This is a genomic window from Motilimonas cestriensis, from assembly GCF_021295315.1.
In the GTDB taxonomy this organism is placed as follows: Bacteria; Pseudomonadota; Gammaproteobacteria; order Enterobacterales; family CBDFNC01; genus Motilimonas; species Motilimonas cestriensis.
This window is the reverse complement of record NZ_JAIMJA010000041.1, coordinates 1-13,266: the sequence shown is the minus strand read 5'-3', so window position 1 is coordinate 13,266 and position 13,266 is coordinate 1. Positions and strand designations below refer to the sequence as shown.

Here is a 13,266-nt window from a genome sequence, read left to right as displayed (position 1 = left end):
TCACTCTGGCACGGCTTTCTAACTGGCCGTTATTGTTATAGTAGAATTGCTCTCCCTTTCCATCGGCACTGATGGTGGCAATCAAGTCACCACGGGCGTTATGGTAGTAGTGTTTTTCCGCACCACTGCCACTCAGGTCTCTTAGCTTTTGGCCTGACGCATCGTAGAAGCTGCGATGCAACGCACCATTTTTCAGCTTGGTGCCGATATGATTACCGCTAGCATCATAGTAAAAATTGGTTTGTACTTCACCACGTGCGGCCTCGCCATTTTCTCTGTAGTAAACAACACTCGGGCCACGCTGCTCTATCACATTGTTGTTACCATCATAACCATAATGGGTGGTAACGCCATTAACTGTTTGATACTTCATATTACCCCAGCGGTCGTATTCCATGCTGGTTAGCGGCACCCACACTTCAGCAGCTGTCGCATTGATCTCAAAGGCGATGCCCTGCTCTGTTTTCAGACGCCCTAGGTTGTCATAATCCCGCACCAGAGTACGCGCATTGCCTATGGTCTCTCTGGTGACATTGCCGAGGCTGTCATAATCATACAGATAGCTCACGCCTTTTTTATCGGCCGCAGTAACCTGGCCAAAACCGTTATATTCAAACTGCTCCTGAAGCGTGTCATTACTCAACTTACGTTCTATTTCGCCAAAGGCATTATATACAGCCTCTTCTTTGCGGATCCCTTTGTCACCGTACACCCAGGTTTCCGTCTGACGGCCTGTGGCATCATATTTATATTCAGTAACACGCTCGTAGCGGTAGGACAGCTCCCCGCCAACAGATACTAGCTGCCGCTCACTGGTAATGCGGTTCATGGCGTCGGTTTCAATGGCTACATAGTTACCCTCGGCATCGCGACGACCGGTGAGGCGCCCTTCAGCATCATAGTACTGATACGTGACTCTGCCTTCGCTGCGGATACTGATCTGATTACCGTGAGCGTCATAGCTGTAATCGGTGCGCTGACGGCCAGAAAGACGGTCGGGTTGCACAATTTTACGCTCTGACGGAGTAGCCAGGATAGCGTTTGCGACTAAATAATCACGCTCTTTACCCCAACTACTCACCAAACGTCCTAAGGCGTCATATTCGTTAATTACGGCATTTGCATTAGTGCCATGGGTAGACGGATCAGCGGCGCCAGCTTCGGTCACGGTGTAATAGTTCCGGTTAGCTAGGTCGTAGTACATGGTTGAGACTAGGTCATTGATAACGGTAGTTACCCCGGTATCGGTATGCATTGCATATTTGACGTTATGACGGGTCACTTGATTACGGTTACCCCGATTGTCGTACTGGTAACTATCTTCTTGGGCGTCGTTGCTAGCTCGCCAACTGTTGATGCTGGCCAGATCCCAACTACCGGTATAACGCTCTTTGTATTCAGATTTTTTTGCCAGTTCGCCAAACTTGTTGTAACTGTAAACGGTGATGTAGTTCTCGCCGTCACGGCTGGCCAACAGGTTGCCACTAGCATCATAAATATGGCTGGCCAGGGCGATAGACTCCTGCTCAGACAGGCTGCTCCAGTTAACGCCAGTGTCATAAGTTCGGCGAGTGTTCACCACTTCACCAAAAGCGTTATATGCTAGGATATCGGTTACCCGCTCTGCTTTGCTCGGGCGCACGCTGGATTGTATGGTGTCGGTCTTCAGGCCCTGCTTGTTATAATCAAACGTTAAGGTACGCACTTCGCCGCCATGAACGGTAAAGGCTTCAATTTCACTTAGTTTAAGTGCCGTATTATGATGGCGGGTGACATTAAGTACGTTGCCGTACCTAAGCTGTGTTACTTTTTCACCAAAACCGTTGTATCGGTGTTCGGTAACATAACCCAGCTCATCCACTTCATATCTGAGTTGTCCCTCTTTGTCGTATACGCGGTCACGTCGTTCACCTTCACTGTTGTAATTCACTACAGGCTGGTTGTGCTCATCATAAACCACTTGGCTACCGGCAAGGCCTGTCGAGTCGGTTTGCTGGCCAGATACCGTGTAATTAAAGGTCTGGGTGTTTTCAACCTGAGTACCTGCAGCAGTGGTAATTGCAATAACATTCCCGAGGCTGTCGTATTGGTTAACCGTTTCCATACGACCATAACGGGTAATAACATCACCAACTTCAGAGTGCTCGTTATAGGTTACCGCCGCGGACAATGTACGCTTTAGCTGGCCTCTGGCGTCGTATTTATAGTCAGTATCATAACTGACGGTATTAATACGCAGATCTTGAGACAGTTTTTCAGCAGCATTACCCACCGCTTTCTGGGCATCGCCTACTTTGTCTTTTGCTTCGAAGAAGTAAGAGCGGGCCAGTTTAAGTTGTACTGAAACTTCTTCTCTTAATTCATAGGCTACGGCAAGGTCATGACGTGCTTCATCTAGTTTCCCATTACTGTCGTCAAGTTCGGATTTTGCTGTTGTAAGTATGCCTTCAGCGGTTGTGATCAGTTCTCGAGCCTTGGTAATTGGCTCAAGCGCATTCGCTTCATCTATCTCAGCTTTGCCAATTTCGATGATGATATTTGGAATCAAGTTGCTTTCAACTTCATTCAGACGCGCTTGCGCCGAGCTGAGAGCGTCTTTCGCATCATCCATATTTTTATTTGCTGATATCAATGTATCAAAAGCGTCCTGCATAGCTTTATTCGCAATGCCAAGGTGCTCTTTAGCATCTTTTACAGCTTGTTCAGCAATTTTAAGCTTATCATCCGCATTTTTTATAGCCTGTTGGGCGCTCTGTATTTCGTTAAGATACCCTTGCTTTTCCTGTAGAAGTTCAGCTCTTCTTGTCTCAATATATGTATAATCAGTGAGTTCAGAGTATGCTCGATTGGCCAACTCTCTGAGTTGTGGAATCAGCTGGTGCTGATAGCTGGCAGCATCTCTAGCTGCCACCGTAGAGTGGTACTCATCCCATCGACCATCTTTTCCTTCTAGAAGATTATTTAGTGAAGTGACTCTTGCACTCAGCTGTTGCTCAAGGTTGAGATAATACCCGTTGCGTGAGTACATTCGGCTCTTTAGATTTTCAGCGCTAAATTCTGAAGGTAAAGTACCATGAAAATTAATATGCGTTACTAAACGATCAATATGCTCTCGTGTGGATTTAGCGTCTTCCCAGCTTGCGTATAATCGAGCAATTCTGGCTTGTTGTGCAGCACGAAGCTCATTTTTCTGTTGCTCTGTCATACCTTGCTGGTTACCTGGGAGGCCATCCCAGTCTTTAGTTTCTAACCAGTCTGATTTATGTTTCTCTTCAACGTTGTAGGATTCTCGACTAAACGCTTCTAACTGAGTCTTAAAATGGGACAACTCCCCACTCGAAGGATCCATTCGGCTAATGAAAGCTAGATCAACTTTCATCATTAGCGTTTCTTTATGTTCATCACTCCAAACGAGACCACTCATGCCCCGTTCATTTTGCGACGTATCCGATAAACTTAACGTTCGTAAAAAGCTTGCTATGGCCGCCTGTTGCCGTGGTAAGTCATTAAGGTTATTATTAACGGCAGTTATTTTCTCGTTCAGATTCTTGATATCTGCTTCACGAGCCACCTTTACTGCATGCTGTGGACTATTTTTATAGTTAATTTCAGCGTCTTCTACGGCTTGCTGTGCCAGTCCAGCCTTGCCAGCTTTGTTCTGATGTTCCAATATCGCTGCGCTTTGAGCATCTTTAGCTATATCCCTAGCTACTGTTAGAGTCCCATCAGTTGCAGTGGATTTGGTAAGCGAGACTAGCTCGGAATCGAGTGAAGTTTTTTCCCCCATGAGATCGTTTAACTTATTAAACTCTACTTCATGGGCGCTCTTATTCGTTCCCCAAAGCCTTTCCTGTTCGCCGATAATGCCTTTTTGCTCCGCGATATCTTTTTCAAGCTGCTCTGTCTTACTAACCAGTGCGCTAACCAGAGCTTCTTTCTCCACAATGGTATTATCTGCTTCGCCGTGCTGCTTCTGAGCATGGGCAACAATCTCTTCCCCTTTAGAGCTGAGATAGCCACTAAAATCCTGATATGGGATAAGTAGCTCATCCAGTCTGACTTCTTTCGGAGCCAGTGAAGCATCGACTACTTTATGAGCGTCGATGGAAGCGCTCAAACGCTGATTAAGTGAATCAACCGTGCTGGCAGCCTGGTCTCGCGCTATTTGCGCCGCGCTGGTTTCGTCACTGGCGTTGCTCAGCGTCATGCTACTGCTGTTAAACGCATTTTCCGCTAGTAACTGGTCGACTCGGGCGTTTGCCAAGGCTTGCTCAGCTTGCGTCACAGCGGCTACTTTTTGCTGATAGTCCGTCTCTGCAATCGTTAAAGCCTGTTGAGCATCCGCCTTACTGGCTTCAGTTTTTTCCAGCTGTGAAGCGGCCTCTGAACCGGTTTGTTTAACCGTATTCAGCTGTGTTGTCACTTCGTTGGCTGCCGTCTGCGCGTTTTCCTGCTCAACACGTTGATTGGCAACATTCACTTGCTGTGCATCTCGCTCTTCTGCCGCTGCCGTCAGGGCTGCTCTCGCATCGGCCAGCGCTTGCTCGGCTGTTGCAACCGGATCGGAAGCTACGGCAGCCATTAGCATACTGCGAGCCTGCACGGGGTTTGTAACGGCTTCAAGCGAAGACTGAACAGCTGCAAGCTGTGCTGTAAGTTGTTCGATATTTGCAACTGCCGTTTGTTTGGCTGTTTCTGCTGCATCAATGTGTGCAAGCAAGCTGGCAACCCGCTCAGCCGCAGCGGTTTGCTCCACTTGTTTTTGGGACGCGGTAACTTCAGCTTGCAGCTCTGTCTGTTGGCTAGCCGTTAACCGCTGCTGTGCCTGTGTTAACGCAAACGCTGTCAGTGTCACTTGTTCGTTTATCGCCGTCAGCACACTGTCGGCCACTTTCTTGGCTTGTGTCGCCTGCGTTAACTGCTCGTTAGCGGTAGTGAGCGCTTGCAAGTTATTTGCTAACTGTTCCTGAATTGGCGCCGCATTGGCAAGCGCGTCGTTTACCCGCGCCTGTGCAATAGCAAGCACCTCTGCAGCGGCCGTTTTGGGTGGGCCCAGGCGGATTATGTCTTGTTGCAGAGTGTCACGTAAATCAACCGCATCATTCAGTTCATTTTGAGCCTGCTGCTTCGCTGTCACAGCATTGTTGCGGGCGACCGTAAGCGCATAAATGGCGCCATGGTCACCGGCTGCGACAGCATCAGCCAGGGCAATTTCGACATCTTCCAGTGCTTTGCTGGCATCTGCAGCAGCCTGCGCTGCTGTTTCGACATCGACTATCGCTTGCTGATAAGGTGCATCGGCTGCATCATATTCAGCTGCTGCCAAGTCATAGTTGGCTTGAGCGCTATCGCGTAATTCAGTTTGCTTGTTGATTTCAGCCTGGTAAGGAGCCAGTGCTTGCTCACTGCTTTGCAGCGCAACGGTCGCATCGGCTTGCGCCGTTTGGGCAAGCGCTAATAAGGCATTAGCATCGACAAGAGCCTGATTAGCGGTGGTTTGCTCTGCCAGCGCCAGGTTATGCTCTGTTTCCGCCAGATAAACGCCAGCACTGGCTTGTTCAAATTGCTGAACGGCCAGATCAAGTGCAGCATCGGCTTCTGTTGCTGCTGAAGTTGCCCGCGCCAGCGCTAAATCAGCAGCTTCTTGCTCTCCCTTAAATTGCGCAAGTGACGCTTCTGCATTTGCCAGCGCGATGCGTGCCTCTGCCAACACCGCTTCACTTTGGTTTAGCGTGGCTTCAGCAGCCATCACTTCATCAAATAGCTGCTGATATCGCGTTTCCGCGCCAACAAGCTGGCTATTAACTTGGGCCAAATGGACTTCCGCTTGTTCTTTTTCAGTCGTAAGTTGACTCGCCAAAGTTACTGCTACACTCAACACTTGCTGAGCCTGTTGTTGCAGACTATTTGCTTCGTTAAGAGCTGCTTCTGCTGCGACTTTTGCTTCTACACTCTGCTGACTGGCGACCAGCTGTTCAACCTGAGTCTGTTCACTGTTTTGTAACGTTTCATTCGCTAGGGATAATGCTGCTTCTGCTGCATCATAAGCTTGCTGTGCCACCGACTGAACATGGGCCGCAGACTCATACTCTCTGGACTTTTGTGCCAGAAACGTTTGCTGCTCGGTCAGAGTCAGCCCTTGCTCGGCGATATTGCCTTCAAGTTCGATCAGTACATTTTTAATTACGCTGATTTCGGCCAGCACTTTTTCAATGTTTGGATCACCAAACTGTGCGTTGCTACCACCAGACTGGATTTTCTTCCAGGCTTCATATCCCACCATGCCGCCGTAAGGCACCAATACTTGCGCCAGCTCAGCTTCTTTCTGAGCCAGTTCGGCGACCAGTTCGGCCATTTGCTCACTGGCATTGGTGAGTCGGGTTTGTAATGAGTTGACACTTGATCTGGCTTGCGCCAGCAAAGCCTCACTGCGGATCTCAACTTCCTGCGCCTGTGCTAGTTCATCGGCAGCAGTTAGTTGCGCTGAAAGTGCCTCGCCATGCTGCGCGATGGCGGTGCCTGTCGCCTGTTGCGCCAGCTTCTGATTACCAGCTGCGGTGGCGAGAGTATCGCTAGCCAGGCTTAGTTGCTGTTGGGCCTGTATTAAATCAGCCGCGGCATAAGCCTGCTCGGTGCGCAAGGCTTCCAGTGCTTGCTGAGCTTGGGTAAATGCAGTAGTTGCATTATTCCGCCCTGTTTCAGCGGCTTGTTTATTCAGCGTGAGCTGGGCAATCTGATTTGTTAGCTGATCTGCCCGTGTACTCGCTTCAATGAGTGCGCGCTGCGCATTTTGTAGTCCTTGTTGATACTGAGCTTCATCAAGCTCTGCTTGACCTTGCTGCGCTTGGGCTTCTGCTAGCTGTGTATTGACATTAGTCAGCAGCTCAAAAGCCTGGCCTTGACTGCTTGTCACCGTTGCCAGGGTAGCTTCAGTTTCAGCCAGGTTTGTGCTGGCTAGCTGATAGGCTTGTTGCGCAGATTCAGCTGCTACCGCTGCTTGTTGTGCCTCGCTGTTAAGCTGACTGGCTTCATCGAGCGTCGAACTATGCTGTGTCATCGCTACACTATGTGCACCTTCAGCCAGCGCTAACTCAGCTTTAGCAGCGTTAAAAGTTAACTGCGCACTTTCGGCTTTAACCAGGACGGCATTTAGCGAAGCTTCCGCTGCCTGCCAAGCTGCTAGTGTTTCAGCTTCTGGCGTAAGCAGCTCCTGCGCCATTTCCTGTAAGCGGTTGCGCTCAGCAGTCTGTTCTTTTAGCTGGTTTGCTGTCGTATTACGTGTGTTAATTGCCGCATCACGAGCAACAGTCAGAGCATACCATTTCGCAGCTTCACCATTAGCGATGGCCTCGTCTAATGCTGTCTGCGCTAGGGTCAATGCAACTTCTGCATCTTCTGTTTGTTGGCTGGCGTGTTCGGTAGCTATCACGGCAGCCTGATAGCGTGTATTTGCCTCTACCACAGCTGCTACTGCAGTTTCATAGGCGGCTTTGGTACCTGTTTGTGCCTGTTGCAGTGGCGCTTGCTCTGCCAAATAAGGTGCCAGAGCCGTTTCTGCGGCCGTAAATACCTGTTCAGCCAGGCTCAGATCGCTAGTTGCCGCCTCCAGTTGTTGCAGTGCAGTCGCGAGTTGGATGTTAGCTTGCTCCTTGGCGGTATCCGTAGCCTGCTTTGCTTCATTAGCTGCGTTTAACTCGCCTGCGAGTTGTTCAGCTTCTTCGCTGGTCAGAGCATGGCTCGATTGGGCGGTTGCAAGCTCGCGGTCTGCCTGCTCAAGCGCGTTTTTCGCTTCAGTTTGCTGTTGTAAAAGTTGTTCGATCTGAGAATGATACTGCGCCAACTTAGTACTGGTTTCATTAAGTAAGGCTTGCTGCGATTCACTACTAATAGCTGCATTGGCAACATCTTCCTTCTCCTGTGCCAATTGAGTTTGAGCGGTCTGTAAGGCAGCTATCAACTGCGCCAGGGCTTGTCCTGCTTGGTCTTTTTCTATTCGACGAGCGCTAATATCGGCCAGAGCTTGTGCCCGAGCCTCATCGGCTTCCTCACTACGCTGCTGCGCAGCATTCAATGCTGCATTCGCAGCATCTGCTTGTTGCTTGGCCAACTGATAAGCGCCATCCATCTCGGCCAGGGTCTGCTCGCGTGCCCTGAGCAATTGATCCGCCTGGCTCAGCTGGCCATTAACCGCGGCAAGACGATCTGCTTTTTGCTCACGCAGTGCTCTGGCGCTATTAAATTCTTGCTGTTTCTGTTGTAAGAAGACTTGCTGGTTACTCAGCTCTGCCTGTTGCGTTTCAATATCTGTGCTCAGCTCGGCCAACCTTTGTTCCGCAACACCGATCTTAGCGAGAATAATTTCAATATCCGGGTCACCTACTGGGGTCGCATTACCCGCGGCTTGGTTCGCTTTCCAGTTCTGATAACTCGTTAATCCACCATAAGGGGCTGCAGCCAGCTCTAGCGCGGTTTCTTTTTGTGCCAGCGCTTCTACCTGAGTTGTCAAAATGATGTTTGAAGCTTCAAGCAATCCATTAAGGGTGGTCAGAGTTTGCCGCGCCTGTTGCTCCCCTTCTGATGCTCTAGCTTCGTCAGTAATTGCTTGTGCCTTTACTACAAGTCCACCCTGATACTGTGCATCGGCTTGATTTACTGCATTTTGGGCCTGTGATGTGGCATCGGCCAAGCTTGTACGCTCGCTAATAACCATCTCAAGAGTTTGAGTCGCCTGCGCGAATTGGCTATCGGCCTGTTGAGACAATCCGTAACTGTCAGCCTCTGCTTGCTGCCTGGTAATAATGGTTTGCTCTGCGGCCGTAATGGCAAGCCCGAGCACGACCTGATGTTCAATAGCAGCGGTTTGCTCCCCCTGCAGGCTAGCCAAAGCCAGCGCCTGAGATTGAGAAGCGGCTTGCAGAGTAGTAACCTGCTCGTTAAGCGCTAGTGTTTCGTTATTGACCGCAGCGAGTTCATCCTGAGCTGTTTTAAGCGTTGATTTTTCCGCGTCTAACTGCTGCTGCGAAGCCGCTAAAGATTGTGCAGACTGCTCTGCCAGCAGAGCCTGTTGGTCATGCGCACTCACTGCCTGTAACTGGTGTTCAGCAGCCTGTATCAATGCACTGGCGGCACCTTCACGCGCTGATTCTGCGTCTGTGAGTGCAGTGATTGCGCTGGCTTCTTCTGCTATTGCTGCCGCAAGACTCGCTTGCGCAGCAAACAACTCGTTGTTTGCCTGGGCCAGTGCCGCACTGGCGAAATCGTAAGCTTGCTGTGTGGGAGCCGACGCAAGTATCGCGTCGTCGACTCTCTGCTGCGCAACATTGAGGGCCTCTTCCGCCGCGGCTCTAGGCAGGCTCAGACGCAGCATTTCCTGCTCCAGAATGTCTCGTTCATGCAGCGCAGCATCAAGTTCGCTGGTTGCCTGGTTATGGCGCTCCTGCATCACATCTCTGTGCAGACTAAGTGTATGAACCTCAGCTTCTGGTTTGCCTTCGACAATCGCCGTATCCAGGGCTTGCTGCGCATCATTTAGGGCCACTAGTGTATCAGATACTCGCTTTTCGACCTGTACCGCATAGTCGCTGGCATCAGTAAATAAGACAACTGCCGTTTTATATGCGGTATCGGCGTCACCGAAGCTTAGCTGCGCCTCATCGCGCAGTGCTTCTTCTCTGGTAATTTCTGCCAGATGGGGTGCCAGCGCGGCTTCTGCCTGATCAAGCTCTTGCTGCGCGGCAGACTGAGTCGCGATGGCTTGCTGAGCAAGCGTTTTAGCACTCGTCAATGCAGCCGTCGCGTTACTAAAACGCGCTTGTGCTGCCAGTAGTTGCTCTGCACTGGCGCTATCATTGGCTTCACTTTGCGCGAATGCATGGTTCGCCTGTAACAGTGCTGTTTCTGCATCTGTTAACGCCTGAGTAGCGACTATATTTGCCGCTAAGGCTCCATCTCTCAATTGGGTTAATCTGGTTACCTCATCAGTAGCAGCAGCCAGCCTAGCCTCTGCTTCTGAGATCGCAAATGCATTATTCGTTACTGCTGCTTCTGCTCTCGTCAACCCAGATTGAGTCTGAGCGAGTTGCAACTGTGCTCGTTCAATGGCCGCAGCAAGCGCTTCAAGTTGTTTGCTTAGGTTAACGGCGTCACTTTGCAACCCTGCGTAATCTTGTTGGGCAGAGATACGGGCCTGTGTCTTTTGTTGATAATCGGCTGCCATTTCTCGTTGTAGATATTCGGCTTGCGTGAGGGCATCCCTAGCCTGACTCCAATCTGTATTAAGCTTATCGAGGAGTTGCTGACGCGCATCCAGTTCAGTTTGCGCTGCTTGCAGGTGTTGCAGGCGTTTAATCACTGCTGTTGCTGCCGATTCCCGTGCCGATTTTGCAACCTGATGTTTATCGATTTCTTGTTGTAACAACGCATTTTGCGTTGTAACGGCTTGCTGCTGTATCTGAATATCCTGACTCAAGTCGTCCAATTGGCTCTTGAGTAAGTCGATTTCCGTCAGTTTCAATTCAACTGCCGGGTCACCAAACTGGGCTTCGTATGATGCCTGCTGCCTTGCTTTCCAAGCCTGATATCCACTGAGACCGCCGTATTCACTGACTACATCTGCCAACAGGGACTCTTGCTCAGCTAACTGTTGAGTGTAATTATCTAGATCTTCGGTTGTAGTCGCCAGGGCGACATTAAGCCCTGTCAGTTCAGTATTTTCTGTTCCCAAGTTTTGTGCTGCCAATGTCTCGGCTTGTAACGCTTGCTGGTAAGCTGCATCTACCATGTCATATGCGGCAGTTGCTACGATAACATCAGCATGGGCGTTTGCAGTATCGACTTGGGCCCGATTGAACGCTTTTTCTGCAAAAGCCAGCGCTATTTCTGAGTCAGCTAATGCTTGCTCGGCTGCAGCCCGGTTTGCCTTGGTATCAGCCCCTTCAAATCTGGCTTGCGAGAGCAAGGCTCCTGCGCTTTGGCTGGCTATCATCACTTCTGTCAGCCTATCTTGTGCATCAACACGCTGCGCGCTTAATCTGGAGACATCAGCTACTGACTCAGCAAGTACCTCCTGAGACTTAGCAAGCGTGTTACTGGCCAATGCGAGAGATTTTTCGACATCCGTTTTGGCTGTAGATGCTTGTTTTTGTTCTGCATTGGCTGCGGCTAACTGCTCTGCGATCTGATATTGAGAAGCCAACGCTTGTTGCTGCGCGGTATACTCCGTGGTTAACGTGTCGTTGGCGACCTGCAGCGCGGCTTCGGCGGCTACAAGTGCTTGTTCGGCCGCGATCTGTGCTTCACCGTTTTGCTCAGTCTTAGCCAGTGCGTCATCGTACCTTTTCTCGGCACTTTGCCGAGTAAGGATTGCTGTGTCGAGTTCTGTATTTGCCTGATTCAGACGTGTGTAGGCATTGTCCCTATCCTGTTGGGTATTCGCCGCTCGAGCAATCGCGGCGTCAAGAACAGCCTGTTCTTGAGCTAGGGTCGCTTTGGCATCTTCACGAGGAGCCTGCAGCTGAACCGCCTTTTCAAGCAACTGTTGTTCAATGGCCTGAGCATTCTCAAGTGCATGGGCGGTGGTATTACGTGTATTAATTGTAGTATTGCGGGCCAATGTCAAATAGCGAATATCTTCGGCACTCAGGCCCTCACGGATTCCTTCGGCTAGGGCTACTTCAGCTTTCTCATATGCTTTGAGTGCCACAACGGCATTTTCAGCGGCCAGAGCCTTTGCTGCTTTGGCAGCGTCATGGTCTTGCTCGGCAACAACGACCGCTTTGAAGGCTTCATCAAATTTAACCTGTGCCTTATCACGAATAACAATGAGCTGGGATTGTTCTTCTAGATAAGGGGCTAGCTCAGCTGCTGCAGCATTGAACTGCTGCAGTGCCAACGTCTGTTCAGTTGTCGCGATTTCTAGCGCCTGACTGGATTGAGTTAAATTGCTCTCGGCCTGTTGCAGCAACACATCTGACGTTACTTTAGCTTCACTTGCAAGTGTCAGTAACTGCTGATGAGTCTCATGCTCTTTTTGTGCCGCCTCAAATATCACCCGAGCCTGAGCCAGTTCTTGGTCAGCACTTGCCAACATTTCGGTGGTGATTTCTTGTTGCGCTTTAAGCGATACAATTAATTCTGCCGCAGCCTTTTGGCGAGTAATCGCCTCTGCCAGCAGGGGCTCCTCCAGATTAATCTGAGATTGCGCGTCCGCGATAGCTAAGCCCGCCTTTTCATAGGCTTGCTGTGCCATTTCAAGCGACAGGTTGAGTTGTGCCAGCGCTGACGTTGCAGTTGCTTTGTCAGTCAAACTAAGCTGCCACATTTGTTCGGCTTCCACCAAAACTGAGGCGGCATTCACCTCCGCCAACAATGCCTGCTGAACCTTACTGTCTACTACTGACTGAACCATAATGGCGTTGTTATAAATCTGTTGCAAGCGAGTTTGTTCAGCTTCGCTCGTATTCGCCCTATCTTTTCCTTGCTCCAGCGCTACACGGGCGCTGCCCAGAGTAGTAGCCCTGCTATCTTTAAGTGCCCTAGCGGCCTCAAGGCGCTGATTGCTTTGTGCAACGATAGAGGCCTGCGCAAATATATCGGTTTTCTGGCTGGCTATGTCCTGATACAGGGTTTCAAGCTGACTTCTAGTCTCGTCCAAATCAAATAACACCGCCTCTACAACCGAGTCACTAATGCGCGTATCAGTTTCAGTCTGCGTTGCCTCTGCAGCAGACATCGCTGCAGACTCTAACGGCATTATCATTGACGTATTATGGGCTTCCATAGAGCGTGCAGCAAACAGACTGGTTGTCATTAGAGCTGGCACGGGTATCAGCCCAAGCTTTATTTCATATTCCCGAACCTTTGCACTTAACCCTTCAACTGTACTTTTGAGTCGATTGTAACGGACAACTTCGTCCTGAACCTGTCCTTGTAAATTCACCAATTTAGCCGTACTAGTGCCTAATTCTTTATCAAGCCGTACGCTTTCCGTTTCACTTTGAGCAATCCCCTGAGACAGCTCATTGAGAGCGACCAACAAATCATCAACCCGTTTTTGTTGTTCATTGAGCTCACTGAGCTGCTCATTCAGCTCTAGGTTCGCCTCCCCCATGCCCTGTAATGCCGCCGCAAGCTCTACAAACGATTCATACAAGCTCTGCTCTGTCTGCCCAGCTTGCACCTCTTGCAATGCCTTACTCACCGCCTGATTATCAATATACTCACGCTTGCGTACCGTCTGCGATAAGCGGTTATATTGGTACTCCACCA

1 protein-coding gene is annotated in these 13,266 nt (G+C 50.1%); it reads right to left on the bottom strand.

Features of this window, described 5'->3' with window-relative positions:
• Positions 1-13,266, bottom strand: a 13,266-nt coding sequence (locus K6Y31_RS21330; RefSeq protein ID WP_233055059.1) for a hypothetical protein, incomplete at both ends; no start/stop codon positions are given.